This is a genomic window from Arthrobacter sp. Y3221114, assembly GCF_059092625.1.
Genome location: NZ_JBNHHW010000007.1, coordinates 81,843 through 107,707, shown reverse-complemented (window position 1 = coordinate 107,707; position 25,865 = coordinate 81,843). Strand labels below are relative to the sequence as shown.

Here is a 25,865-nt window from a genome sequence, read left to right as displayed (position 1 = left end):
CGATGGAGACACTGGCTTCCCGGGTGGACACTACCAGTGACAGCTTCCGGACCAACGACGCGGCGCAGCGCCGGCTGGCCGACGAGCTGCACCGCCGCCTGGCCTCGGTGGCGGCGGGCGGGCCGGAGAGCTCGCGCCGGCGCCACCTGGAGCGGGGCAAGCTGTTGCCGCGGGACAGGGTCGACACCCTGCTGGACGAAGGCAGCCCGTTTTTGGAGATCGCGCCGCTGGCCGCCGAGGGAATGTACGACGGCGATTCGCCGGGGGCGGGGATGATCGCCGGCATCGGCCTGGTGCACGGCCGCCACGTGCTGGTGGTCTGCAACGATGCGACCGTCAAGGGCGGGACCTACTACCCGATGACCGTCAAGAAGCACCTGCGCGCCCAGGAGGTGGCGCTGGAGAACAACCTGCCGTGCATCTACTTGGTGGACTCCGGCGGCGCGTTCCTGCCCAAACAGGACGACGTGTTCCCGGACCGCGAGCACTTCGGCCGCATCTTCTACAACCAGGCGCGGATGTCGGCGGCGAAAATCCCGCAGATCGCCGCGGTGCTCGGTTCCTGCACGGCCGGCGGCGCCTACGTTCCGGCCATGAGCGACGAGACCGTGATCGTCCGCGACCAGGGCACCATCTTCCTGGGCGGCCCGCCGCTGGTGAAGGCGGCCATCGGCGAAGTTGTCACGGCCGAGGAACTGGGCGGCGGCGAGCTGCATGCACGGACCTCGGGGGTGACCGACCACCTGGCGGAGAACGATGTGCACGCGCTGGAGATTGTCCGCGACATCGTCGCCACGCTCCCGTGCCGGACGCCGGCCTGGGAGACGGCGCCCGTCGAGGCGCCAGCGGCCGACCCGCAGGAAATCTACGGAGCCGTTCCGGTGGACGTCAACGCCGGCTACGACGTCCGCGAGGTCATCGCCCGGCTGGTGGACGGCAGCCGCTTCCACGAGTTCAAGCGGGAGTACGGCACCACGCTGGTCACCGGCTTCGCCCGGCTCCACGGGCATCAGGTGGGCCTTGTGGCGAACAACGGCGTGCTCTTTTCCGAATCCGCCCTTAAGGGCGCGCATTTCATCGAACTCTGCGACCAGCGCGGCATCCCGCTGGTTTTCCTGCAGAACCTCTCCGGCTTCATGGTGGGCCGCGACTACGAGGCCGGCGGCATCGCCAAGCACGGGGCCAAGATGGTGACCGCCGTCGCCACCGCCCGGGTGCCGAAGCTGACCGTGGTGATCGGCGGGTCCTTCGGTGCCGGCAACTATTCCATGTGCGGACGCGCTTACTCGCCGCGTTTCCTCTGGATGTGGCCGGCCGCGCGCATTTCCGTGATGGGCGGCAACCAGGCTTCCTCAGTCCTTGCCACCGTTAAACGGGACCAGTTGGAAGCCCGCGGGGAGGAGTGGAGCGCCGAGGCCGAGGAAGCGTTCAAGGCCCCCATCCGGGAGCAGTACGAAGCCCAGGGCAACCCGTATTATTCCACCGCGCGGCTCTGGGACGACGGGATCATCGACCCGGCGCAGACCCGCACCGTGCTCGGCCTCGCCCTCGACGTCTGCGCCAACAGCCCCTTGCCCGATACGTCTTTCGGCCTGTTCAGGATGTGATCAGCGTGTTCGAAACCGTCCTGGTTGCCAACCGCGGCGAAATCGCCTGCCGGGTCATCCGCACGCTGCGCGCCATGGGCATCCGTGCCGCTGCCGTCTATTCGGATGCCGACGCAGGGGCCCGCCACGTGCGCGAGGCCGACATCGCGGTGCGGATCGGCCCCGCGCCCGCGGCCGAGAGCTACCTGCGCATCGACTCCGTGATCGAAGCCTGCAAGGCCACGGGCGCCGAGGCCGTGCACCCCGGCTATGGCTTCCTCAGCGAGAACGTCGCGTTTGCCCAGGCGCTGGAGGCGGCCGGCATCGTGTTCATCGGGCCCAACGTGGGGGCGATCGGGATCATGGGGGACAAGATCCGCTCCAAGAACCACGTGGCATCGCATTCGGTCCCGGTGATCCCCGGAATCGCGGAACCGGGGCTGGACGACGACGGGCTGGTCCGGGCCGCCGAAGAGGTCGGCTACCCGCTGCTGATCAAGCCGTCGGCCGGCGGCGGCGGTAAGGGGATGATGGCCGTGCAGCGGCCCGTGGAACTGCGCGCGGCGCTCGCCGCCGGCCGCCGGGTGGCCGCCTCCGCCTTCGGCGACGACACCCTCTTCCTGGAGCGGCTGATCGCCCGGCCGCGGCACATCGAAGTGCAGGTGCTGTGCGACAGGCACGGCAACGCCATCCACCTGGGGGAGCGCGAGTGCTCGTTGCAGCGCCGGCACCAGAAAGTCATCGAGGAGGCGCCGTCGTCGCTCCTTGACGCCGCCACCCGCGCCAGAATCGGCGAGGCGGCCTGCAACGCGGCCCGCTCGGTGGACTACACCGGGGCCGGAACCGTGGAGTTCCTGGTCTCCGACGACGCACCCGACGAGTTTTTCTTCATGGAGATGAACACCCGGCTGCAGGTGGAACACCCGGTCACCGAACTGGTGACCGGCCTGGACCTGGTGGAGTGGCAGGTGCGCATCGCTGCGGGTGAGGCCCTCACGCTGGCGCAGTCCGACGTCGTACTCACCGGGCATGCGGTCGAGGCCCGCGTCTACGCGGAAGATCCCTCGCAGCAGTTCCTGCCCTCGGCCGGCACTGTGCTGGAATTGGCCGAAGCCGCCGGGGAGGGCGTGCGGGGGGACAGTTCGCTGCTGCCGGGCCTGGTCATCCCTTCCGACTACGACCCGTTGCTGTCCAAGGTGATCGCCTGGGGCGAGGACCGGCAGCAGGCCCTGGCGCGGCTGGACGGTGCGCTGGCCGACACCATGGTGCTGGGCGTCCACACCAACATCGAGCACCTTCGCAGCCTGCTGGCCGACGACGACGTGCGGGCCGGGCGGCTCGACACCACGTTGATCGACCGGAAGATCGAACACCAGCAGTTCCGCCGGCCCGGTGACGCCGAACTGTCCGTGGCCGCCGTGGACTGGCTGCTCCGGCAACGGGACGGGCGGATCCGGACAGGCGCGGCCGGCCGGCCGGGGTCCGCCTGGCGGAGCGAGGGCTGGCGGTTGAGCGGGCCGCGTCCGTGCACCGTCAGCTTCGACCTCGGCGGCGGAGAACACCGCGACATGTCGGTGGCCTGGACGGGGGACGCGGCCGCCGGCCGGCCCTCCGGTGCCCTGGTGACGGCCGGCGGCGGCAGCTACGCCGTCGTGCTGGACCGGGCCGGGCAGGCGGCGGAGGTCGACGGCGTCCGCAGGCCGCTGCGCCACGCGTTCGGCGAGGACGGCACGATTTGGCTGGGCGACGCCGGCTGGTCGGCCCGGGTGACCGTCCGCGGCCGGGAGCGCAGGCTCGCCGACGCCCTGGCAGGGGTCCGCCAGTCCGAGGGCGAGGCATCACCCGAAGTGCGCTCGCCGATGCCGGGGACGGTGACGTCCGTGGCGGTGGCCAACGGCGACCGGGTGGTGGCCGGCCAGCCGCTGCTGACGGTGGAAGCGATGAAGATGGAACACCAGCTGAGCGCCGGGATCGACGGCAAAGCCAGCATCAACCTCAAACCCGGCGACCTGGTCAAGGCCGGCCAGATCGTCGCCGTCGTGCGGGCAGCGGATCCTGTCCCCGAAGAACCTGAACAGAAAGGGGCATGACCATGCCTGACTTCTCACTGAGCGAGGACTACCAGGACCTGGTGGAGACCGTGCGGGAATTTGCCCGCGAGGTGGTCGCCCCGGTGTCCGCCAGGCACGACGAGGAGCACAGCTTCCCGTACAAGGTCGTGGAACAGATGGGCGAGATGGGCCTGTTCGGCCTCCCCTTCCCCGAGGAATACGGCGGCATGGGCGGCGACTACTTCGCGCTCGCCCTGGCGCTGGAACAACTCGGGGCGGTGGACCAATCGGTGGCGATCACCCTGGAGGCCGGGGTCTCGCTGGGGGCGATGCCCATTTACCGCTTCGGCACCGAGGACCAGAAGCAGCAGTGGCTGCCCATGCTGGCCAGCGGCGAGGCGCTCGCCGGCTTCGGCCTGACCGAACCCGAAGCGGGCTCGGACGCCGGCGGCACCAAGACCCGGGCCGAGCTCGTGGACGGGCAATGGGTGGTCAACGGGCACAAGGAGTTCATCACCAACTCCGGCACCGAGATCTCCCGGCTGGTCACCGTCACCGCGGTCACCGGCACCTCCAAGCGCGAAGACGGGTCGGTGAAGAAGGAAATCTCCACCATCCTGGTTCCCACGGACACCCCGGGCTTCACCGCCGAGAAGGCGTACAACAAGGTGGGCTGGAACGCGTCCGACACGCATCCGCTCACCCTGGACAACGTCCGCGTCCCGGAAGAAAACCTGCTGGGCACCCGCGGCAGGGGCTACGCCAACTTCCTGCAAATCCTGGACGAGGGCCGGATCGCCATCGCCGCGCTGGCCACGGGCGCAGCGCAGGGCTGCGTGGACGAGGCGGTGCGCTACGCGAAGGAGCGCCAGGCCTTCGGCACCAACATCGGCTCCTTCCAGGCCATCCAGTTCAAGATCGCCCGGATGCAGGCCCGCGCGCACACGGCGCGGCTGGCGTATTACGACGCCGCCGCCAGGATGCTCGCCGGCCGGCACTTCAAAACGCAGTCGGCGATTGCCAAGATGGTGGCAGGCGAAGCCGCCATGGACAACGCCCGCGATGCCACGCAGATTTTCGGCGGCTTCGGCTTCATCAACGAATTCCGGGTGGCGCGCCACTACCGCGACTCGAAGATCCTGGAGGTCGGGGAAGGGACCACCGAAGTGCAGCTGATGCTCATCGCCCGCGAACTGGGGCTTTGACGGAGCGCACAGGCAAAGGAGGACGCAGTGATCAACAAGGTAATGGCTTCCGCCGCGGAGGCCGTGGCGGATATTCCGGACGGCGCCTCGCTGGCCGTGGGCGGCTTCGGCCTGTGCGGCATTCCGGTGGCGCTGATCCAGGCCCTGCACGACGCCGGCACCACCGACCTGGAGACCATCAGCAACAACTGCGGCGTGGACGACTGGGGGCTGGGCGTGCTGCTGGCCGACGGGAGGATCCGGCGCACCATCAGCTCCTACGTGGGCGAGAACAAGGAGTTCGCCCGGCAGTTCCTGGCCGGCGAGCTGGAAGTGGAGCTGACCCCGCAGGGGACGCTGGCGGAGAAGCTGCGGGCCGGCGGCGCCGGGATTCCCGCGTTCTACACGGCCGCCGGTGTCGGCACGCAGGTCAGCGAGGGCGGGCTGCCGCGCAAATACGATGCCGACGGCGGGGTCGCCAAGGCATCGGAACCGAAGGAAGTCCGCAGCTTCGGCGGGGCCGACTACGTGCTGGAGGAGTCGCTGCGGCCGGACTTCGGCCTGGTGCATGCCTGGAAGGGCGACCGGCTGGGCAACCTGGTGTTCCACGTGACCGCCATGAACTTCAATCCGCTGTGCGCCATGGCCGGCAAGATCACGATCGCCGAAGTCGAAGAACTCGTGGAACCGGGCGAACTGGACCCCCAGCAGATCCACACCCCCGGCATCTTCGTCCAGCGGGTGGTGGTGGCACCGGAGGTGGAAAAGCGCATCGAAAAACGCACGGTGCGGCTGGCCGGCCAAGACACCGGCGCGACCGGGAAGTAAAGGAGCACTCCATGGCCCTGACACGCAACGAACTGGCTGCCCGGGTGGCCCGGGAACTGGAAAACGGGCAGTACGTAAACCTGGGCATCGGCATGCCCACCCTGATTCCCAACTACATTCCCGACGGCGTGGAGGTCATCCTGCATTCCGAAAACGGGATCCTCGGCGTCGGCCCGTATCCGACCGAGGACAATATCGACCCGGACTTGATCAACGCGGGCAAAGAGACCGTGACGCTCAACCGCGGAGCGGCGATCTTCGACTCTTCCGCTTCCTTCGGCATGGTCCGCGGCGGGCACGTCGACGTCGCCGTTCTCGGCGCCATGCAGGTGTCCCGGACCGGAGACCTGGCCAACTGGATGATCCCGGGCAAGATGGTCAAGGGCATGGGGGGTGCCATGGACCTGGTCTTCGGTGCCAAACGGCTGATCGTCATGATGGAGCACGTGGACAAGGGCGGGAACCCCAAGATCCTCACCGAATGCACGCTGCCGCTCACCGGCAGGGGCTGCGTGGACACCATCATCACCGACCTGGCCGTCATCGACGTCGCTGAGCAGGGACTAGTGCTGCGCGAGACGGCCCCGGGCGTCGACGTGCAGGACGTCGTGGCCGCCACCGAAGCCGAACTCCGGATCGACCAGTACCAGGCGGGTGCCCGGTGAACACCGACGCCGGGGCAGCGGCGACCCCCTCCGAAGCCGCCGGGGCGCAGAAAGTGATCATCCAGCGGGGGCTCTACTTCGAGGAGATCGAAGCGGACGTCATCTACGCGCACCGGCCGGGCCGCACCGTCACCGAGGCGGACAATGTCTTCTTCACCACCGTCACCATGAACAACCAGGCCCTGCACCTGGACGCGGCGTGGGCGGCAGGGCAGCCGTTCGGCCAGCGGCTGATGAATTCCATGTTCACCCTCGCCACGGTGGTGGGCCAGTCCGTCGGCCAACTCACCCAGTCCACGATTGTGGCTCAACTGGGCATGACGGACGTAACCTTCCCGCACCCGCTCTACCACGGGGACACGCTGTATACGGAGACGGTGGTCACCGACAAGCGGCTCTCCAAGTCCAGGCCCGGGACCGGCGTGGTGACCATGCACCACACCGGCCGGAACCAGCACGGGGATGTCGTGGCCACGGTGACGCGCAGTTGCCTGATGTGGACCAAGGACGGCCACGCCGAAGCCATCGCAGGCTCGGAAACCGGCGACGCCGAACTGTGGGACGGCCGGCCCGGGGGCGTCCGATGACCGGCTTCGGCATGGGACCGGCCATCCTGTTTTGTCCGGCAGACCGGCCCGACCGGTACGGCAAGGCCGCCGAACGCGCCGACGCGGTGATCCTGGACCTGGAGGACGCGGTTGCTCCCGCGGACCGCGCCGCGGCGCGGTCAGCCATCATCGACAACCCGCTCGACCCCGAACGGACGATCGTGCGGGTCAACGCGGCCGGCACAGCCGACCACGCGCCGGACCTGGACGCCGTCCGCCGGTCCGGCTACCGCACCATCATGCTGGCCAAGGCGGAGGACGCGGCGGCGGCCGGCGGGCTGGGGGAGTACTCGGTGGTGGCCCTGTGCGAGACGGCCCTCGGCGTGCTGCACGCCGCGGAACTGGCACGCTGCGCGAACGTCACCGCGCTGATGTGGGGGGCGGAGGACCTGGTCGCCTCACTGGGCGGCAGTTCCAGCCGGTTCGCGTCCGGAACCTACCGGGACGTCGCCAGACACGCGCGTTCGCAGGTCCTGCTAGCCGCCGGCGCCTACGGCAAGGCCGCCATCGACTCGGTCTACATCGACATACCGGACCTCGGCGGGCTCGCGGCCGAGGCCGAGGATGCGGTCGCCTCGGGTTTCGCAGCCAAGGCCATCATCCACCCCAGCCAGGCCGACGTGGTGCGGGCCGCCTACCGCCCGGGCGAGGAGGAAACCGACCATGCGGTGGCGCTGCTGGCCGCCGCCGCCAATGAATCCGGCGCCTTCCGGTTCCGGGGCCAAATGGTCGACGGGCCGGTCCTCAAGCACGCGGAGCAGATCCTGCGGCGGGCCCGGCAGTTCAGTCCTAACGGGTGAGCGGGACGTAGAACTTCTCCGGCCGGCCGGCCGCCCCGTACCGCGGGGTGATCCGGGCCTCGCCGCGCGACACCAGGTACTCCAGATAGCGCCGTGCGCTGACCCGGGCCAAGCCCAGCCGCCCGGCGACCTCGGACGCAGAGGAGGCCGCGCCGGCCGCATTCAGGTCGGCGATCACGGCCTCCAAGGTAGGCAAGGACAGGCCCTTGGGCAGCGGAACAGCAGCCCCCGGGCCGGACAGCGTGACGGCGGAAACCGCGGCGCGGCCGGCGCCGCTTCCGGGCGCAGCAGCGCGCGCCCGCAGCGTCGGTTGGCCGGGGGCACGGCCGGACGCCGGCCCTTCAGCGGTGCTGTCCGCATCCGCCCGGGCGGAGTCCCTGCCGGCGTCGAGCTGCGGCGCGAGCAGCCGGTCAATGCCGTCCTGGTCCAGCACGGCGGAGTCGTCGCCGCTGATCTGCCGGCGGTGCTCCACATACGCGTCCAGCCGCTCCATGAGAACCCGCGCGTTGAACGGCTTGACCAGGTAGTGGAGCACCCCGCCGGCCATCGCGGCCCGCACCGTGTCCAGTTCGCGCGCCGCGGTAATCGCGATGACGTCAACGGGTTCCCCGGGAAGGTTCCGGACCGCGCGCAGTACTTCGATGCCGCTCATGTCCGGCAGATGAATGTCCAGCAGCACCAGCTCGGGGCGAAGCTTCGCGACCATTGCCAGCCCCTCGGCCCCGGTGTACGCGGTGCCCACGGCATCGAAGGCGCCGTGGGCCAGCAGGAAGCCGGTGTGCACCCCCGCGACCTCTTTGTCGTCGTCGATGACGACAGTGCGGATCAGGCTCATGGAACCGGAACTCCTTGCGGTCGGGCGTTCGGCGGGGTCGGTGAGAACGTTACCGTGAACTCGGCGCCGCCGGAGGCGGAGGCCGCCACCCGGGCGCTGCCGCCGCGCCGCGCCGCAACGCGGCTGACCAGCGCGAGGCCGAAACCGCGGCTGCCCGGCAGCGCGGCCTCCTTGCCGGAGACGCCCGGCTCGAAGATGCGCTGGTATTCCTCCGGCGGGACGCCGGGACCGTCGTCGGCGACCGTGATGGTGCAACCGCCCGGGCCACTGGTGATGGCAACCGTGATGGTTCCCTGCACACCCACGGCTTCGATGGCGTTGTCGATCAGGTTTCCGAGCACGGTGACCGGGTCCGTCGTGCCGTCCGGAGCGAGCTCGGACGCCGGATCGATGAGTAGCCTGATGCCCTTTTCGTCGCAAATAGTGGTCTTGGCCATCAGCAGGCTGGCCGCGTCCGGGTCGATGATGCCCGGGGCCAGTTCGCCCGCCACCACCGAACCGCCGTGGCCGGCACGCGAGATGAAGTCCACTGCCTGCTGCGCGCGGCCCAGTTCCAGCAGGCCGGAGATCACATGCATCTTGTTGGAAAATTCGTGTGCCTGGGCCCGCAGTGCCTGGGTGACATCCCGGGCGCCGTCCAGATCCTGCAGCAGCTGGTGCAGTTCGGTGCGGTCGCGCAGGATGAGGACGCTGCCCACGCGGCGCGAGTCCACGGTGGCCGCGTTGGCCCGGGCCAGCAGCACTCGTTCGCCGGCGAGGACCGTTTCGTCGGCGCCGCCGGTGGCCGCCAGCATGGCCGCCAGCACGGGATCCAGGATCTTGCCGGCCGCCTGGCCCAAGGCGGCGTCGGAGACCTCCAGGAGGCGTTTCGCCTCATCGTTGAGCAACGCGATGCGCCCGCGGTCGTCCACGGCAACCACGCCTTCGCCGATGCCGTGAAGCATGGCGTCGCGGGTTTCGAGCAGGGCGGCGATCTCCTCCGGCTCGAGCTGGTAGATCCGCCGCCAGACCAGCCGCGAGATGTAGATGGCGCCGGCCGATCCGACCAGTGCCGCCGCGATGAGCCAGGCCAGCAGGACGGGCAGGTCGTCGTTGAGGTCGTCGCGCAGCGTGGATTCCAACGTGCCGACAGACGCGGTGCCGATCACTGTGCTCCCCGACCGGTCATACACGGGCACCTTCACCCGCCACGACTCGCCCAGCGTGCCGGTCTGCCTGCCGACGAACGTCTCGCCGGACAAGGGGATCGACGGGTCGGTGGAAACCATCTGTCCGATCAGCGCCTCGTTGGGGTGGGAGTAGCGGATCCCGCGGTCGTCCGTGACCACCACGTACGTCACGCCCGTGGACTGCGCTATGAGCTCGGCGATCGGCTGGATGGTCTTGCTGGGGTCTTCGTCGTCGAAGGCCTCCACGATGGACGGCAGTTGCGCCACCGAGCGCGCCACGCCGATCATCCGTCCCTCGTAGGCATCGCGGATCTGCTGCTCCTGCATCGATATGGCGACCGAGCCGGCCACCAGGACGACGGCGAGCAGGATGGACAGCTGCAGCACAAACAGCTGGGTCCGCAGCGACAGGGATCGGAACACACCACCATTTTCGCATGCTGTTAGCTGCGCCACTCTTAGTGCTGTGAGCTGCGCCCCGGCCGGGCCCGGCTGTGACCACAATGACCAATACGGCCACAATGACCGCATTCTTCCCGGGCGCAGAACCGGCCCCTACGCTGGGGCGCACGGCATGGTGATGCCCATCACGCCGGTTGGAGGAGGAAGAACCCACATGAAGCTCGACCGTACGATGAGACGCCGATCGGCCCTGGTGGCCGCCGCGGCAGCGTCCGCCCTGGTCCTGGCAGCCTGCGGATCCACTACTGGTGGCGGCGGCAACGGCGCCGAAGAGGCCGGCATCGACAAGCTCAACATCATTGTCCCGGCAGACCCGGGCGGCGGCTGGGACCAAACCGGCCGCGCCATCCAGAAGGACCTGCAGGAGAACGACCTGGTTTCCAGCGCCTCGGTGGTCAACATCGGCGGCGCCGGCGGCACCAATGGGCTGGCGAAGCTGGCCACCGAACAGAACCCGGACACCCTGATGGTGATGGGGTACGTCATGGTCGGCGCCGTGGAAACCAACAAGTCGAAAAACCGGATCGAAGACACGACGCCGATCGCCCGGCTCACCGAAGAGCCGCTCGTCGTCGTCGTTCCCGCCGACTCGCCGTACCAGACGATCGACGACCTGATCGCTGACGTCAAGGCCAAGGGCAAGGGCGTCTCGATCACCGGCGGCTCCGCCGGCGGCGCCGACCACATCCTGGCCGGCCTGATGCTGAAGGAGGCCGGAATCGGCGCCGACAAGCTGAACTACATCCCGTACTCCGGTGGCGGCGAATCGCTGGCGGCGCTGCTGGGCAACAAGGTCTCGGCCGGCATTTCCGGCGTGGGCGAGTATGCGGAGCAGGTCAAGGCCGGCAAGCTGCGTGCCTTGGCGGTCTCCGGCCCGGAGGCCGCGCCGCAGCTGCCCGAGGTCAAGCCGCTGAAGGAACAGGGCGTGGACGTGGTACTCACCAACTGGCGCGGCGTCGTGGCTCCCGGGTCCATCGACGATGCCCAGGCCGAGAAGCTCACCGCGCTGATGACCGAGCTGCACGGCACCGATGCGTGGAAGGAGACCCTGTCCACGAACAACTGGGGCGACGCTTTCCTGGCCGGCGACGAATTCGCCAGCTTCCTGACGGAGGACATCAAGACCGTCACGGCAACCCTGACGGATATCGGTCTCCTGAAGTAATCATGGCCTCTTCCACTGCTGGAGCGGCCCGGGGCGGCACCGCCGCCCCGGGCAAGCCGCTCGGAGAAATAATCTTCGCGACCGTGATCCTGAGCATCGGGATCGTCGGCTTCGTGGCCGGGGCAGGAATCCAGACGCCCGACTCGGCCAGCGACATCGGGCCCCGGGCGCTGCCTTACATCGTCTCCGGCCTGCTGGTGGCCGTCGGTGCCGGGCTGATCGTGCAGTTGCTGCGCGGCGTCACCGGCGAGGCCGAAGAGGGCGAAGACATCGATCCGAATGTCAAGACGGACTGGCTGACCGTCGCCAAGATGGCGGGCGCCGTTGTCGTCCATATTTTCCTGATCGTGCCGCTGGGCTGGCCGGTTGCCGCGGCGGTGCTGTTCATCGGCGCCGCCTGGGCGCTCGGCGCCAAGCCGCTGTGGCGTGCGGCCGTGGTCGGCGTAGTCATGGCGCTGCTGCTGCAGTTCGCTTTCGCCGGGCTCCTCGGCGTCTCGCTGCCTGCCGGCGTGCTCGAAGGGGTGCCGTTCCTGGATGGATAACTTCTACGCCCTCCTGGAGGGCTTTTCCGTGGCCATGCAGCCGATTTACCTGCTGTACGCCCTGGGCGGCGTGCTGGTCGGAACGGCAGTGGGCGTGCTGCCGGGTATCGGGCCGGCGATGACCGTTGCCCTGCTGATGCCGATCACGTACAGCCTCGAGCCGACGGCGGCGATCATCGTTTTCGCCGGCATCTACTACGGCGGCATGTACGGCGGTTCGACCACCTCGATCCTGCTGAACACGCCGGGTGAATCCGCCTCCATCGTCACCGCGCTCGAGGGCAACCGGATGGCCAAAGCCGGCCGCGGTGCAGCGGCGCTGGCGACGGCGGCGCTCGGCTCCTTCATTGCAGGCACGGTCGCCACGGTGCTGCTGAGTTTCGTGGCGCCCTACGTGGCCGCGTTCGCCGTGCAGATCGGTCCGGTGGAGTACGTCGCCCTGATGGTCGTGGCGTTCCTGACCGTCGGCGCGCTGCTGGGCGCGTCGGTGTTGCGCGGCCTGGCCTCGCTGGGGCTGGGACTGTTCATGGCGTTCATGGGCGTGGACCTGATGACCGGCCAGCAGCGTTACACCTTCGGCAGCCCGTTCCTGGCGGACGGGATCGACGTGGTGCTGGTGGCCGTGGGGCTGTTCGCACTGGGCGAGGCGCTGTATGTGGCGTCCCGGCTGCGGCACGGGCCCGTCAAGGTCATCCCGGTGACCGGCGGCTGGACGTCGTGGATGAAGAAGGAGGACTGGAAACGTTCCTGGAAGCCGTGGCTGCGGGGGACGTTCATCGGCTTCCCGATCGGCACCATGCCGGCCGGCGGCGCCGACGTGGCCACCTTCCTGTCCTACGCGTCCGAGAAGAAACTGGCCAGGGGCGCGCGCAAGAAGCAATTCGGGCGCGGCGCCATCGAAGGCGTGGCCGGGCCCGAGTCGGCCAACAACGCGGCCGCGGCCGGCGTGCTGGTCCCGCTGCTGACGTTGGGCATTCCGACGACGGCGACGGCGGCGATGATGCTGGTGGCGTTCCAGCGCTACAACATCCAGCCTGGGCCGCTGCTGTTCGAGGTCGAGGGTGCCCTGGTCTGGGCACTGATTGCCAGCCTCTACGTTGGCAATCTGATGCTGCTGGTGCTGAACCTGCCGCTGGTGGGCATCTGGGTGAAGATCCTGCAGATCCCGCGGCCGTACCTCTACGCAGGCATCCTGGTCTTCGCGGCCATGGGCGCGTTCTCGGTGAACTTCACCCCGGTCGACGTGTTCGTGCTGCTGGTGGTGGGTGTGTTGGGCTTCTTCATGCGCCGGTACGGCTACCCGATTGCCCCGCTCGTGGTGGGCATGATCCTGGGGCCGATTTTCGAGAGCCAGCTGCGGCGTTCGCTGGCCATCTCCCAGGGCGACTCGATGGCGTTGGTGTCCACCCCGATCTCGGCCGGCATCTACATCGCCCTGGTGGTCATCTTCGTGCTGTCCTTCTGGCTGAAGAAGCGCCAGCGCCTGATGGAAGCGGCGGTGCTCGACGATGACAACCCGCAAGGCAAGGAGGTCAGCGCATGACCACGATAGTGGTGGGGTATGTTCCCAACGCCCTGGGCGACGCCGCACTGGCCGCCGCGATCGACGAGGCCGGCCGCCGTTCGGCGGAGCTGCTGGTGGTCAACACCACCCGGGCGGACCGGCTGGTGGATCCGACCTATGCGGACGCCGCCGACGTCACCCGGCTGGAATCAGTCCTGTCCGGGGCCGGCGTCACCTTCAGCATCAGGCACGGCATCTCGGACGGACTGGCCGCCGACGACGTGCTCGACGCCGCCGAAGAGTCCGGGGCGGACCTGATTGTCATCGGGGTGCGCAACCGCACGCCGGTGGGCAAGCTGGTCATGGGTTCCACGGCGCAAACCATTTTGCTGGGCGCGTCCTGCAACGTGTTGGCGGTGAAGTAGGGGTAACCGGTGCCCGGCGGCGATATGACCAGCCGCAGTCGGCAACGCCGAGCTCGCCGGGCGGACCGCCGAGGGGCAGCCCCTACCGCCCGTCTATCCCGCGCCCGCCGGGAGCCGCAATCGTTGAGGACCGGATTCACCGGGGCAGGGTTCCGCTGCCGGGGCAGGGCGCACGAACCCTGCCCCGGCAGTTTTTCCCTGTACCCGGTGCCATGTCCCGCGCGACCGGGGGGAGCAGCCCGCGCGGCCAAGGGTTGTCGTCGAGATCACCCGCCGTGGAGGGTGATCTCGCCACCAGGTCAGGTAATGGCTTCGAGGTCACCCCGTATAACCGGTGATCTCGAAGCCAGGGGGTAACTTGGACGCCACACAGCCCGTGCTCGGCGGGCGGACCGCCGGTGCTGGATAATTGAGCGCATGGAGTTCCGAGATCCGCCCCGCGCCGCCCCGCTTCCCGCCCGGCGCAAAGTAGTGCTGCTGGGTTCCACCGGTTCGATCGGCACCCAGGCGATCGACGTGGTGGACGCGGCCCCGGAGCGCTTCGAGGTAACGGCGCTCGCCGCCGGCGGCAACGTGGAACTGGCGGCCCGGCAGGCCGTGCACACCCGGGCCCAGGCCCTCGGAACCGCCGCCGGAACGGTGGATGACCTGGCGACTGCGGTCGAGGCCGCCGCGGCGGACGCCGGCGTTTCCGGCTACTCGCCCGAGCTCTTCGCAGGACCCGACGCAGCCGCGAGGATCGCCGCGTGGCCGGACGCCGACGTCGTGCTTAACGGCATCACCGGGTCCATTGGTTTGGCGCCTACACTGGCCGCGCTGGGGGCCGGACATTTGCTCGCACTGGCCAACAAGGAGTCCCTGATTGCCGGCGGGCCGTTGGTCAAGCAGGCGGCGCGTCCCGGGCAGATCGTGCCCGTGGATTCGGAACACTCGGCGCTGGCCCAGGCGCTGCGCTCGGGCACGGCCGCCGAAATGGAACGGCTGATCGTCACCGCATCCGGCGGTCCGTTCCGCGGCTTCAGCAGGGATGAGTTGCGCGACGTCACCCCGGCGCAGGCGCTGGCCCACCCCACCTGGGACATGGGCCGGATGGTGACCACCAATTCGGCGACCATGGTCAACAAGGCGCTGGAAGTCATCGAAGCCCACCTGCTCTTCGACGTCCCGCTGGAGCGGATCGACGTGGTGGTGCACCCGCAGTCGGTGGTGCACTCGATGGTGCAGTTCACCGACGGGTCCACCATCGCGCAGGCCTCGCCGCCGGACATGCGCCTGCCGATCGCCCTCGGCATGGGCTGGCCGGAGCGCGTGCCGGGCGCCGCGCAGCCGTGTGACTGGAGCCGGGCCACCAGTTGGACCTTCGAGCCGCTGGACGAGGAGGTTTTTGGCGCGGTGCGGCTGGCCAAGGAGGCGGCCGGCCGCGGCGGTACCTTCATGGCCGTCTACAACGCGGCCAACGAGGAAGCCGTGGACGCCTTCCACGACGGCCGGATCCGCTTCGACGAGATCGTGGAGACGGTGGCTGCCGTGGTGGACGAACACGCGCCCTCCGGCGAACCGACGGTTGCCGCCGTGCTGGCCGCAGAGGACTGGGCACGCTCGCGGGCCCACGAACGTTTGGCTATGTTGTGACCATCTTGCTTTTCATTCTCGGCGTCCTCTTCGTGGCCGTCGGCATCGCCGTGTCCATCGCCCTGCACGAGGTGGGCCACCTGCTGCCCGCCAAGCTGTTCAAGGTGCGGGTCACCCAGTACATGGTCGGCTTCGGCAAGACCCTCTTTTCCCGTCGGCGCGGCGAGACCGAATACGGTGTCAAGGCCATCCCGCTCGGCGGCTACGTCTCGATGATCGGCATGTACCCGCCGGCCAAGGAGAGCGGTGGCGGCGGCAGCAGCGGCGACGGCGGCAGCGCCAGCGGCGGCAGCGGCATCGGCGGCGGCGCGAGCGGCGGCTCGGTCCGCCGGTCCAGCACCGGCATGTTCCAGCAACTGGCCAACGACGCCCGGCAGGCCGAAGCCGAGCGGCTGCAGCCCGGCGACGGGAACCGGATGTTCTACAGACTGCCGGTCTGGAAGCGGATCATCATCATGCTCGGCGGCCCGTTCGTGAACCTGGTCATCGGCACGGTGCTGATCGGCATCGTGCTGGTCGGCTTCGGCTCCGCCCAGGCCACCACCACCATTGCCCAGGTCAATAAATGCGTGGTCCCGGCGTCGCAGGCCGCCGAGACCGGCCAGACCGACTGCCTGCCCAGCGATCCCGAAGCTCCGGCCACGGCGGCGGGGATCCGGCCGGGGGACACCGTCGTCGCCTTCGCCGGCAAGCCGGTCACCGACTGGTACCAGTTGACCGCCTGGATCCGGGACGCAGCGGGGGAGGAGACGCCGATCACGCTGCTGCGCGACGGCAGGGAAATCACCACCACCATCACCCCGATCCTCACGGAACGTCCGGTGTTCGACGACGCCGGGCAACCGCTGCTGGACGGCAATGGCGAGCCGGTGACGGAGCAGGCAGGTTTCGTGGGGATGGGCGCCACCACCGCCCTGGTGCCGCAGCCGGCCGGCGACGTGCTCCCTGCCGTGGGGGAGAACCTGCAGGCGATCACCGGCGTGGTGCTCCATCTGCCGCAGCGGCTGGCCGACGTGGCCGAAGCCGCCTTCAGCGATGCTCCGCGCGACCCGAACGGGCCGATGAGCGTGGTGGGCGTCGGCCGGATTGCCGGCGAGATCAGCGCGATGGACGAGATCCCCTTCGAGGCGCGGGCGGCCTCGCTGATCGGGTTGGTCGGCTCGGTCAACCTGGCGCTGTTCGTGTTCAACCTGATCCCGCTGCTGCCCCTGGACGGCGGGCACGTGGCCGGTGCGCTCTGGGAAGCCATCCGCCGCGGCGTCGCCAAGCTGTTCCGCCGCCCGGATCCGGGACCGGTGGACATCGCCAAACTGCTCCCGCTGACCTACGTGGTGGCCGTGGTGCTGATGGGCATGGGCGCGCTGCTGATCTACGCGGACATCGTCAAACCGGTCAACATCTTCGGCTGACCCCGGCCGCGTTCCCGGCGGCGCCCCGCGAACCGCGGCCTCCCTGGCCCGGCACGATGACGGCGGTGCGCGGCGGCGGGCGGCGCCCGATGCCATCCGCCCGCGTTCCCGGCGGCGGCCTCTGCGAACCGCCGCCTCCCTGGCTCGGCACGACGGCGATGCGCGCCGGCATGCGCGGCACGCCGTCCGGAGGTTGGAACCCCGGAGGTCCCCGTGGTTAGACTGGCCGGAACCGGCGAAGGGAGCCACAACCCGTGAGCACGGCACCGCGGACAGTCCGTACCGCAGCGAGCCTTAGGGACACTGCGCGGGAGGAGACGACGCGCCGCAGGACCTGGTTCCGGACCGGCGCGGCCGCAGTCGTGGCGGCCGCTGTGGCACTTGCCGGCTGCACCGCGCCGGGCGAAGCGCAGGGTCCGCAATCATCGGAAGCTTCGGCGGAGGCCGCCCCGGAGCGCGTGCAGCTGAGGGCGGGAGCCGCGGATTTGCAGGTGCTCGCCGGCTCCGACGGCGAAGCATCGCTGGCCGCCAGCCAGGCGTTGTTTGATTCGAGCCCCGTGGCGTTCGTCGCACCGCCGGACGATGCCAAGGCCATCGCTGCCGCGGCTGCCGAGTCGGTGCCGATGGGCGTGCCGCTGCTGCTGGCCGGAGAGGGGCTGGCCGAAGAGCTGAAGCGGCTCGGCGTCCGCCGGGTCAAGGCTTTCGGCCAGCCGCCCGCCGAGCCGGCCGACTCCCCGAGCGCCGCGCCGGAGGGCTCCGCGGCGGAGCCCTCCGCCTCGAACGCTGCCGGCTCCGCCGCCCGGAACACAGCCTCGACCGTGTCGGACACCGAACCGGGCCGCGGCATCGAGGCGTGGGCCCCGCTGCTGGCGGGCGCGGAAATTTTTCCCCCGGACGGGGACGTCAAGGCGCCCGAGCGTCCGGACGAGCCCGCGGCCGTGTCGGTGTTGACCGGCAAGGACGGCGGGCAGGGCTATCCCGCGACCCTGGCCGTCGTGGAGGCGGCCGGCGCCCGGGTCTTCCAGGACCCGCACGCAGACCCGCGGCGGAGCGGCGACACCATCGACTTCCTGCGCAAGGAGCCCGACAACCGCGTGCTCGCCGTCGGCGAAGCTTTTGGCAACGGCGACACCTTCGCCCGCCGGACCACGGCAGCGCTGACAGTGCCGGAACTGCCCGGCGGCGGGCAGTTCGCCTTCCCGTCCCGGCGGATGGTGGCGCTGTACGGGCACCCCTCCGGGCCCGCCCTCGGCGCACTCGGCGAGCAGGATGCCAAGGGGTCGGTGACGCGCGTGAAGAAACTCGCCAAGCAGTACCAACCGCACAGCAAGGAACCGGTGGTTCCGGCGTTCGAGATCATCGCCACGGTTGCCAGTGCCTCGGCCGGAAAGGACGGCGACTATTCGGAGGAGACCGATCCGGACGAGTTGCGCCCCTGGATTGATGCCGCCGGCGAGGCGGGGGTGTACGTGGTGCTCGACCTGCAGCCGGGGCGGTCGGACTTCCTCACCCAGGCCAAAATCTACGAGGACCTGCTGAAGGAACCGCACGTGGGCCTGGCCCTGGACCCGGAATGGCGGCTGGGCAAGGGGCAGCGGCACATGGAGCAGATCGGCTCGGTGTCCGCTGCCGAGATCAACCAGGTCAGCGACTGGCTGGCGAAACTTACCCGGAAGAACTCCCTGCCCCAGAAGGTGCTGATCCTGCACCAGTTCCAGTACCAGATGATATCGGACCGAGAGAAGCTGGAAACCGGCCACGAGGAGCTGGCCATGGTGCTGCACGCCGACGGCCATGGCGACCCCGGCCAGAAACTGGATACTTGGCGCGTCCTCCGGGAGGACCTGCCGAAGAACATCTGGATGGGTTGGAAGAACTTCTACGACGAAGACACCCCGACTTTCAGCCCGGAGCGCACCTACACCGGCGTTAAGCCGGTTCCGTGGTTCGTTTCCTACCAGTAGCCCGCCCGCATCCGCCGGCGGGTAAGGTGAAGACCATGAGTGTCTTTGCCGTCGAATACGTCTACGCCGCCGATTCCGAGTCCGGCCGGGACGAGTACCGTCCCGCCCACCGCGCCTGGCTGGGCGGTTTCGTGGACCGGGGCCGCCTGCTGGCCTCCGGCCCCTATGCCGACGGCACCGGCGCGCTGCTGATCTTCACCGCCGAGGACGAAGCCAGCCTGCTGGAGGAGCTGAAGCAGGATCCGTTCAACGTCAACAACTTCGTCTCCGGCCTGAAAGTCACCGACTGGAAGCCGGTCACCGGGGCGTTCGCCGACCACGCATGATTCATCCCACTCGCGCAGCATGTGCCAAGGCCGTGCGGGAAGGGGATAATGAAACCTGATCAGCAACTGCCTACCGGCACATGGAGGACGTTTTGACCTCGGTCAATCTTGGAATGCCAGCTTCACCACCGCCAGTCCTGGCGCCGCGCCGCAAGACCCGGCAGATCAAGGTCGGGTCAGTCGGGGTCGGGTCGGAATCGCCCATCAGCGTGCAGTCGATGACCACCACGCCCACCACGGACATCAATGCCACGCTGCAGCAGATTGCCGAACTGACGGCCTCCGGTTGCGACATCGTCCGGGTGGCCTGCCCCAGCGCGGACGACGCCGAGGCCCTGCCGATCATCGCCAAGAAGTCCCAGATCCCGGTGATCGCGGACATCCACTTCCAGCCCAAGTACGTCTTTGCCGCGATCGATGCCGGCTGCGCCGCCGTCCGCGTCAATCCTGGCAACATCCGCAAGTTCGACGACCAGGTCAAGGAGATCGCCGAGGCCGCGAAGGCCGCCGGCACATCCATCCGGATCGGCGTCAACGCCGGCTCGCTGGACCCGCGGCTGATGCAGAAGTACGGCAAGGCGACTCCGGAGGCGCTGGTGGAATCCGCCGTCTGGGAGGCCTCGCTGTTCGAAGAACACGACTTCCACGACTTCAAGATCTCGGTCAAGCACAACGACCCGGTGGTCATGGTCCGCGCCTACGAGCTCCTGGCCGAACGCGGCGACTGGCCGCTGCACCTCGGTGTCACCGAGGCCGGTCCCGCTTTCCAGGGCACCATCAAGTCCGCCACCGCCTTCGGGGCGCTGCTCTCGCAGGGGATCGGGGATACCATCCGCGTCTCCCTGTCCGCCCCGCCGGCGGAAGAGATCAAGGTGGGCCTGCAGATTCTGCAGTCGCTGAACCTGCGGGAACGCAAACTCGAGATCGTTTCCTGCCCCTCCTGCGGGCGCGCACAGGTCGACGTGTACAAGCTGGCCGACGAAGTCACCGCCGGGCTCGAGGGCATGGAGGTGCCGCTGCGGGTCGCCGTGATGGGCTGCGTGGTCAACGGACCGGGCGAAGCCCGCGAAGCCGACCTCGGTGTGGCCTCCGGAAACGGAAAGGGCCAGATCTTCGTGAAGGGCCAGGTCATCAAGACCGTCCCGGAAGACCAGATCGTGGAAACGCTGATTGAAGAAGCACTCAGGATTGCCGAGGAAATGGGTGACTCCGATGGCGAGAATGCTGTCAAGGGTAGCCCCGTGGTTAACGTCAGCTAGCCGTGACACGGCGGGTGCGGCAGCTGCCGTGCCCGCCGATCAGCATGCCGGAATACGGCCGCTGGAGCATGCGGATACCGGCGAGCTGTGGGAGCTGGTGCGCGCCGATCCGGTAGCCAACGTCTTCCTCGCCGCGCACCTGGAGTCCGCCGGCACCGCCGGCCCCACCCCGTCCGGTGCGCAGATCCTGGGAATGTACGACGACGGCGTCCTCACCGGGGCCTGCTGGGCCGGTGTGAATGTGGTCCCGTCCGGGCTGGATGCCGAACAGGGCGCACGGTTGGGCGCCCACCTGGCCGCCGGCGGGCGGCGCATGTCCTCGATCTTCGGGCCGGCAGAAGGCGTGCTCGGCATCTGGTCTTCGTTCCGGCACGCCCATCCGCGGGCCTTCGACGTCCGGCCCAACCAGCCCCTGATGGAGCTGCGCGGAACTCCCGCCGTGCCCGCCGACCCGCAGGTGCGGTTCTCCACCGACGACGATTTTGACGTGCTGGTGCCCGCCTGCGTGGCGATGTTCGAGGAAGAAGTCGGGTACTCGCCGCTGATCGGCGGCGGGCAGCACTACCGGCAGCGCGTGGCCACCCTGATTGGGAAGGGACACTCGCTGATCCGCCGGGACGACCAGGGGGAGGTCGTCTTCAAGGCAGAGTTGGGTAACGTCAGCGCCGACGCGGTGCAGATCCAGGGCGTGTGGGTGAACCCCGCCTACCGTGGCCGGGGGCTGGCCTCCGGCTGCATGGCCGCCGTCGTCGAGCTGTCCCGAAAGTACGCGCCGGTGGCCAGCCTGTACGTCAACGATTACAACCACCGGGCCATGGCCGCCTACGCCGCGGTCGGCTTCCGGCAGGTCGGCACCTTCGCCACCGTCTTGTTCTAGGCGCGGGCCGGGCCGGCGCCCCTGCCGCCCGCCGCCGCCCGGCCCCGCGGGCTGTCGCTGGCACGCGTGCGGAGCCAGTAGATTAGAAGGCAGTTGATGTCGCGGGCCGCTGCCGGCCCAAACCTTGAGAACGGATTCCTGCAGTGGTTCTTCGCCTGTCCAGCATGTTCCTGCGCACCCTGCGCGATGACCCGGTCGATGCCGAAGTTGCCAGCCACAAGCTGCTGGTGCGCGCCGGTTACATCCGCCGCGCCGCCCCCGGCATCTATTCCTGGCTGCCGCTGGGCTTGAAGGTGCTGGCCAAGGTGGAGGCAGTTGTCCGCGAGGAAATGAATGCCATCGGCGCCCAGGAAGTCCATTTCCCGGCGCTGCTGCCGCGCGAGCCGTACGAGGCGACCAATCGCTGGACCGAGTACGGCGACGGATTGTTCCGCCTGCAGGACCGCAAGGGTGCCGACTACCTGTTGGCCCCCACGCACGAGGAGATGTTCACCCTGCTGGTCAAGGATCTGTACTCCTCGTACAAGGACCTGCCGGTGACGCTGTACCAAATCCAGAACAAGTACCGGGACGAGGCCCGCCCGCGCGCCGGGTTGCTGCGCGGCCGCGAGTTCATCATGAAGGACTCCTACTCCTTCGACATCGACGACGAGGGCCTGGACGTCAGCTATGACGCGCACCGCCGCGCCTACCTGCGGATCTTCAAGCGCCTGGGCCTGGAAGTCGTGACCGTCAAGGCCACCTCGGGCGCCATGGGCGGGTCAAAGAGCGAGGAGTTCCTGCATCCCACCGCGATCGGCGAGGACACCTTCGTGCGTTCGCCCGGTGGCTACGCCGCCAACGTGGAGGCCGTCACCACCGTTGCTCCGGAGCCGGTGGACTACGCCGATGCCCCGGCTGCCGAGGTCAAGGACACCCCGGACACCCCGACCATCGATACCTTGGTGGCCGCGGCCAACCAGCTGGCACCGCGCGCGGACGGGGAATGGACCGCCGCGGACACGTTGAAGAACGTTGTCCTGGCCATCAAGCTGCCCACCGGAGAGCGGAGCCTGGTGGTCATTGGCGTACCGGGCGACCGCGCCGTCGACCTCAAGCGCGTCGAGGCGAACATCGGTGCCTTCCTCCCTGTCGGCGGCGAAGTCGAGGTCGAGGCAGCCACCGAGGAAGACCTGAAGAAGCATTCGGGCCTGGTCAGGGGCTACATCGGTCCCGGCGAGAGCCTGGATGCCGCGGTCCTCGGGACCGAGTCAGCCACCGGCCTGCTCTATCTCGTGGATCCCCGGGTGGTACCCGGCACGAGCTGGATCACCGGCGCGAACGAGGACGGCAAGCACGTGTTCGGCCTGGTCGCCGGCCGCGACTTCGGCTGGGACGGTGTCGTCGAGTCGGTCGAGGTCCGCGAAGGCGACCCCGCCCCCGACGGCTCCGGTCCGCTGGAGGCGGCCCGTGGCATCGAAATGGGCCACATCTTCCAGCTTGGCCGCAAATATGCCGAGGCGCTGGGACTGCAGGTGCTGGACCGCAACGGCAAACTGGCCACGGTGACCATGGGCTCCTACGGCGTGGGCGTCACGCGCGCGGTCGCCGCGCTGGCCGAGGCCTACCACGACGACAAGGGCCTAACCTGGCCGCGCAACGTGGCCCCGGCCGATGTCCACATCGTCGCCACCGGAAAGGGCACGGAGATTTTTGAGGCAGCCAACAAGCTGGCCGAGGAACTGTCCGGCGCCGGCGTCGAGGTCATCTACGACGACCGGCCCAAGGTCTCCCCGGGCGTGAAGTTCTCCGACGCCGAACTCATCGGTGTGCCCACCATCGTGGTGGTCGGCCGCGGGCTGGCCGACGGCGTCGTCGAAATCAAGGACAGGGCCACCGGCCAGGCCGAAAACGTGCCCCTGGTCGAGGCGGCGGCGCAGTTGGCGGCACTGGCCGGGAGGTGAGCTCCGGACTCGAGGAACTGCAGCTGGCCACCCTCGCCCTCGTGGTGGTGGGTGGCTTCGCCGCCGGCTGGGTGGACGCCGTGGTGGGCGGCGGCGGCCTGCTCCAGTTGCCGGTGCTGCTGCTGATCCCCGGGATCAGCCCCGTGCAGGCACTCGCCACCAACAAGATGGGCTCCATCTTCGGCACCACCACCAGCGCGGTCACCTATTACCGCAGGGCGCACCCGGACCTGAAAACCGCCCTGCCGATGGCCGGCATCGCGCTGGCCGGTAGCTTCGGCGGGGCCATCGTGGCCACCGTGCTGCCCGCCGAGGTGTTCAAGCCGATCATCGTCGTCGCGCTGATCGCGGTGGCCGTCTTTACCGCGCTCCGCCCGACGGCAGGTTCCTTGACCAAGCTGAGGTACAAGGGCGCCCGGCACCTGGGCACGGCGGCCGCAATCGGCCTGGTCATTGGCTTCTACGACGGCTTGATCGGTCCCGGTACCGGGTCGTTCCTGATCATCGCGATGGTGGCGCTGCTCGGCTACAACTTCCTGGCCGCCAGCGCGAAGGCCAAGATCGTCAACATGGCCACCAACCTGGGCGCCCTGGCCTTTTTCCTGCCCAGCGGAGCGCTGCTGTGGGGGCTCGGGCTGGTGCTGGGCGTCGCAAACATGGCCGGCGGCTATGTCGGTGCGCGGATGGCCGTCTCGCAAGGAAGCAGGTTCATCCGCGTGGTCTTCCTGGTCGTGGTCGCGGCCCTGATCCTCAAGCTTGGCTACGACGTGCTGCAGGAGAACGTGCTGGGCCGCTGAGCCCACATCGAGCGCGGACGCACGCCCTCACGAGGCGGTGGCATGCGCGGCCGACAGTTCGTCGTCCAGTCCCGGGGCCGGCGGCACGACGCCGGTGGAGGCCGCCAACTCCGCCGTTGCGGCGGCGAGGCCGGAGACCGCGTGCTGCCGCACCCTGCCGCTGCTGAGCGAAACCAGGTCGGCCAGCGGGTTGAGGGCGGCCTCCTCGGCGTCCTGCAGCGCGGGCAGCGGATCGGCCGCGAAGTCGCTGCCCAGGGCATACGCCGGCTCCGGCAACGGCAGGTTTAGGCATTCGGCGGCCGCCACCGCCCGCCAGTTCCCGGCCGCGTCGGAATGCGCCGCCAGACGTTCGGCAGCAGCCCCGCGTTCGGCGCCGGCGAGGCGCGGCAGCACCGTTTCATAGGCGTACGCCAGGCGTTCGTGGCTGCGGACGACGGCGGCCATGGCCTCCGCCGTGGTCGGCGCGCCGGCCGTTGGCGACTCGCGCCCGTCCTCCGCCGGAGCGGAAGTGCCGGGGCAACTGGCGGCCGCCAGCGGTTTCTCCGGAGCGTCCCACGGCACAGCTACTTCCGTCCCGCCGGCCAACGCCTGCGCCTGGGCGAAGACGGCGGAGCCGATCGAGGCCAGCAGCCGGGCGAGCCCCGGGTCCGTCTCCTGGGCATCGGCGAGCAGGTCGCCGGCCAGCGCGGCCAGGTCTCTGGGGCCGGGTGGCGGCACGGCTTGCGGTGAGCCGCTGGCCGAGGCGGCGGCGGAAGGCGGCGCGGCGGTCCCGGGCGCGGCAGGGGATCCGGATGGCCAGGACGTGGTCAGCTTCAGCAGGTCCGCCTGGGTGCGGAGCAGGTCGGCGGTGGGGGAGGCGCCGTCGTCGTCGTGTTCCTCGAAGGCCGACGCCAGGCCCTCCAGGCCCGCCACAGCGTCAAGGCGGGCCTGCTCGGTGGTGCTCGGGGGCGGGACGGACTCGGTGATGCTCGCCACCACGGTGCCGGTGCTGACCACGATCGCCGCGGTGAGCAACAGCAGCGGCGCCCGGCGCCATGCCCGGGATGGCGCGGCCTGCTTGTCGCCGCGGCGCCTCGAAGTAGATCCCACAACTGGAAATGATGTCACGGGTTCGGCCTCCGCTGCACCGGCGGCAGCCGGTACTGGCGGCGGGGAGGCCACCAGTCACGGTAAAGTCGCTAGTCTAGAAGACAGACTTACAAGACAGGGAGGCAGCATGGCCCAGCGGCGCGATCACAGCGGCGTGCCCACTACCGGAGGGACATCCGGTACCGACACGTCCGCGGAGGCCGCACGCCTGAAAGAGCTGCTGGAACCGTCCGTGGCCGCGCACGAGTTGTTCCTTGAGGATGTTGAAATCCGCTACGCCGGATCACAGCGCACCGTCCACGTCGTCGTGGATCTCCCCGAGGACCAGACCGGCGGCGTGGGGCTCGATGCCATCGCCGACGTGTCGCAGGCGCTCTCCAAGACGCTGGATGAGGATCCGCGGGACGACGGCCGGGCCTACAGCCTGGAGGTATCCTCGCCGGGGCTCAGCCGGCCGCTGACCCAGCTGCGCCACTGGCGCCGGAACGTGGGCAGGCTGGTCAAGGTCAAGCTGGTGGCGGGGGAAGACGTTTCCGGCCGCCTGCTGGAAGTCCGCGAGGGCGGCGTGACAGTGCGGCCGGAAGAAGCGCCGAAGAAGGGCATGAAGCCCCGTCCGGGCGAACCGGTCCAGCTGGACTTTGCGAACATCCGCTCCGGCAAGGTCGAAGTGGAATTTGCCCCGGCGGACGAAGACACGACTGCAGCCGACGCCGACGGCGAGCTGGAGAACGAGGAGGAGGCCTGA

At 69.2% G+C, this 25,865-nt stretch carries 23 protein-coding genes; 20 read left to right on the top strand and 3 right to left on the bottom strand.

The window, feature by feature from the left end:
• Positions 1-2: 2 nt before the first annotated feature.
• From AC5RV3_RS15025 to AC5RV3_RS14995, 7 genes are read left to right on the top strand one after another with little or no spacing between them, the layout of a single operon-like run.
• Entirely contained in the window at positions 3-1,607 is a 1,605-nt protein-coding gene (locus AC5RV3_RS15025) for a carboxyl transferase domain-containing protein (RefSeq protein ID WP_494122814.1), read from the top strand.
• A complete protein-coding gene (locus tag AC5RV3_RS15020; protein WP_494122813.1) occupies positions 1,604-3,676 on the top strand; it encodes an acetyl/propionyl/methylcrotonyl-CoA carboxylase subunit alpha in 2,073 nt (690 codons plus the stop codon). The genes AC5RV3_RS15025 and AC5RV3_RS15020 overlap by 4 nt, the downstream gene beginning before the upstream one ends.
• A 2-nt stretch (positions 3,677-3,678) precedes the next feature.
• Positions 3,679-4,842, top strand: a complete 1,164-nt coding sequence (locus AC5RV3_RS15015) for an acyl-CoA dehydrogenase family protein (protein WP_494122812.1) — start codon at positions 3,679-3,681, stop codon at positions 4,840-4,842.
• 27 nt (positions 4,843-4,869) lie between these two features.
• Complete coding sequence (locus AC5RV3_RS15010) at positions 4,870-5,649, top strand: CoA transferase subunit A (protein WP_494122811.1); 780 nt, start codon at positions 4,870-4,872, stop codon at positions 5,647-5,649.
• An 11-nt stretch (positions 5,650-5,660) separates the two neighbouring features.
• A complete protein-coding gene (locus AC5RV3_RS15005; protein ID WP_494111374.1) occupies positions 5,661-6,314 on the top strand; it encodes a CoA transferase subunit B in 654 nt (217 codons plus the stop codon).
• Complete coding sequence (locus AC5RV3_RS15000) at positions 6,311-6,901, top strand: MaoC family dehydratase (protein WP_494111373.1); 591 nt, start codon at positions 6,311-6,313, stop codon at positions 6,899-6,901. Before AC5RV3_RS15005 ends, AC5RV3_RS15000 begins: the two co-directional genes overlap by 4 nt.
• Entirely contained in the window at positions 6,898-7,722 is an 825-nt protein-coding gene (locus tag AC5RV3_RS14995) for an HpcH/HpaI aldolase/citrate lyase family protein (protein WP_494122810.1), read from the top strand. Before AC5RV3_RS15000 ends, AC5RV3_RS14995 begins: the two co-directional genes overlap by 4 nt.
• On the opposite strand, the gene AC5RV3_RS14990 is transcribed toward AC5RV3_RS14995, so the two are convergent.
• Positions 7,712-8,557 (bottom strand): response regulator, encoded by an 846-nt coding sequence (locus AC5RV3_RS14990; protein ID WP_494122809.1) that lies wholly within the window; start codon positions 8,555-8,557, stop codon positions 7,712-7,714. The genes AC5RV3_RS14995 and AC5RV3_RS14990 overlap by 11 nt on opposite strands.
• Complete coding sequence (locus AC5RV3_RS14985) at positions 8,554-10,149, bottom strand: ATP-binding protein (protein ID WP_494122808.1); 1,596 nt, start codon at positions 10,147-10,149, stop codon at positions 8,554-8,556. The genes AC5RV3_RS14990 and AC5RV3_RS14985 overlap by 4 nt, the downstream gene beginning before the upstream one ends.
• A 193-nt stretch (positions 10,150-10,342) precedes the next feature.
• Here AC5RV3_RS14985 and AC5RV3_RS14980 point away from each other — a divergent pair, with 193 nt between their 5' ends.
• From AC5RV3_RS14980 to AC5RV3_RS14925, 12 genes are all read left to right on the top strand, one after another.
• Positions 10,343-11,353 (top strand): Bug family tripartite tricarboxylate transporter substrate binding protein, encoded by a 1,011-nt coding sequence (locus AC5RV3_RS14980; RefSeq protein ID WP_494122807.1) that lies wholly within the window; start codon positions 10,343-10,345, stop codon positions 11,351-11,353.
• 2 nt (positions 11,354-11,355) lie between these two features.
• Positions 11,356-11,895: a tripartite tricarboxylate transporter TctB family protein gene (locus tag AC5RV3_RS14975; protein WP_494122806.1), complete on the top strand. Its 540-nt coding sequence runs from the start codon at positions 11,356-11,358 to the stop codon at positions 11,893-11,895.
• Positions 11,888-13,438, top strand: coding sequence for a tripartite tricarboxylate transporter permease (locus AC5RV3_RS14970; protein WP_494122805.1), 1,551 nt, complete (start codon positions 11,888-11,890; stop codon positions 13,436-13,438). Before AC5RV3_RS14975 ends, AC5RV3_RS14970 begins: the two co-directional genes overlap by 8 nt.
• Entirely contained in the window at positions 13,435-13,824 is a 390-nt protein-coding gene (locus AC5RV3_RS14965; RefSeq protein WP_494122804.1) for a universal stress protein, read from the top strand. The genes AC5RV3_RS14970 and AC5RV3_RS14965 overlap by 4 nt, the downstream gene beginning before the upstream one ends.
• A gap of 417 nt (positions 13,825-14,241) precedes the next feature.
• Positions 14,242-15,456, top strand: coding sequence for a 1-deoxy-D-xylulose-5-phosphate reductoisomerase (gene dxr / locus AC5RV3_RS14960; RefSeq protein ID WP_494122803.1), 1,215 nt, complete (start codon positions 14,242-14,244; stop codon positions 15,454-15,456).
• Positions 15,453-16,865, top strand: coding sequence for a M50 family metallopeptidase (locus tag AC5RV3_RS14955; protein WP_494122802.1), 1,413 nt, complete (start codon positions 15,453-15,455; stop codon positions 16,863-16,865). The genes dxr and AC5RV3_RS14955 overlap by 4 nt, the downstream gene beginning before the upstream one ends.
• A 254-nt stretch (positions 16,866-17,119) precedes the next feature.
• Positions 17,120-18,829 (top strand): hypothetical protein, encoded by a 1,710-nt coding sequence (locus tag AC5RV3_RS14950; RefSeq protein WP_494122801.1) that lies wholly within the window; start codon positions 17,120-17,122, stop codon positions 18,827-18,829.
• 35 nt (positions 18,830-18,864) lie between these two features.
• Positions 18,865-19,155, top strand: coding sequence for a YciI family protein (locus AC5RV3_RS14945; protein WP_494107934.1), 291 nt, complete (start codon positions 18,865-18,867; stop codon positions 19,153-19,155).
• Between the two features lie 92 nt (positions 19,156-19,247).
• Complete coding sequence (gene ispG, locus AC5RV3_RS14940; protein WP_494111361.1) at positions 19,248-20,414, top strand: flavodoxin-dependent (E)-4-hydroxy-3-methylbut-2-enyl-diphosphate synthase; 1,167 nt, start codon at positions 19,248-19,250, stop codon at positions 20,412-20,414.
• Positions 20,415-20,442: 28 nt separating this feature from the next.
• On the top strand, positions 20,443-21,291 hold the full coding sequence (locus AC5RV3_RS14935) for a GNAT family N-acetyltransferase (RefSeq protein ID WP_494122800.1): 849 nt from the start codon (positions 20,443-20,445) through the stop codon (positions 21,289-21,291).
• Positions 21,292-21,434: 143 nt separating this feature from the next.
• Positions 21,435-23,234, top strand: a complete 1,800-nt coding sequence (locus AC5RV3_RS14930) for a proline--tRNA ligase (protein WP_494122799.1) — start codon at positions 21,435-21,437, stop codon at positions 23,232-23,234.
• Positions 23,231-24,031: a sulfite exporter TauE/SafE family protein gene (locus AC5RV3_RS14925; RefSeq protein ID WP_494122798.1), complete on the top strand. Its 801-nt coding sequence runs from the start codon at positions 23,231-23,233 to the stop codon at positions 24,029-24,031. Before AC5RV3_RS14930 ends, AC5RV3_RS14925 begins: the two co-directional genes overlap by 4 nt.
• Positions 24,032-24,058: 27 nt before the next feature.
• On the opposite strand, the gene AC5RV3_RS14920 is transcribed toward AC5RV3_RS14925, so the two are convergent.
• Positions 24,059-25,120: a DUF4439 domain-containing protein gene (locus AC5RV3_RS14920; RefSeq protein ID WP_494122797.1), complete on the bottom strand. Its 1,062-nt coding sequence runs from the start codon at positions 25,118-25,120 to the stop codon at positions 24,059-24,061.
• Between the two features lie 127 nt (positions 25,121-25,247).
• Between AC5RV3_RS14920 and rimP the strand changes: the two genes are divergently transcribed.
• Entirely contained in the window at positions 25,248-25,865 is a 618-nt protein-coding gene (gene rimP / locus AC5RV3_RS14915) for a ribosome maturation factor RimP (protein WP_494113864.1), read from the top strand.

Bases quoted from the DNA above. Each gene is read 5' to 3' on its own strand.
- AC5RV3_RS15025 (WP_494122814.1), top strand. From the start codon at position 3: ATGGAGACACTGGCTTCCCGGGTGGACACTACCAGTGACAGCTTCCGG.
- AC5RV3_RS15015 (WP_494122812.1), top strand. From the start codon at position 3,679: ATGCCTGACTTCTCACTGAGCGAGGACTACCAGGACCTGGTGGAGACC.
- AC5RV3_RS15005 (WP_494111374.1), top strand. From the start codon at position 5,661: ATGGCCCTGACACGCAACGAACTGGCTGCCCGGGTGGCCCGGGAACTG.
- AC5RV3_RS14995 (WP_494122810.1), top strand. From the start codon at position 6,898: ATGACCGGCTTCGGCATGGGACCGGCCATCCTGTTTTGTCCGGCAGAC.
- AC5RV3_RS14990 (WP_494122809.1), bottom strand. From the start codon at position 8,557: ATGAGCCTGATCCGCACTGTCGTCATCGACGACGACAAAGAGGTCGCG.
- AC5RV3_RS14980 (WP_494122807.1), top strand. From the start codon at position 10,343: ATGAAGCTCGACCGTACGATGAGACGCCGATCGGCCCTGGTGGCCGCC.
- AC5RV3_RS14975 (WP_494122806.1), top strand. From the start codon at position 11,356: ATGGCCTCTTCCACTGCTGGAGCGGCCCGGGGCGGCACCGCCGCCCCG.
- AC5RV3_RS14970 (WP_494122805.1), top strand. From the start codon at position 11,888: ATGGATAACTTCTACGCCCTCCTGGAGGGCTTTTCCGTGGCCATGCAG.
- AC5RV3_RS14965 (WP_494122804.1), top strand. From the start codon at position 13,435: ATGACCACGATAGTGGTGGGGTATGTTCCCAACGCCCTGGGCGACGCC.
- dxr (WP_494122803.1), top strand. From the start codon at position 14,242: ATGGAGTTCCGAGATCCGCCCCGCGCCGCCCCGCTTCCCGCCCGGCGC.
- AC5RV3_RS14945 (WP_494107934.1), top strand. From the start codon at position 18,865: ATGAGTGTCTTTGCCGTCGAATACGTCTACGCCGCCGATTCCGAGTCC.
- rimP (WP_494113864.1), top strand. From the start codon at position 25,248: ATGGCCCAGCGGCGCGATCACAGCGGCGTGCCCACTACCGGAGGGACA.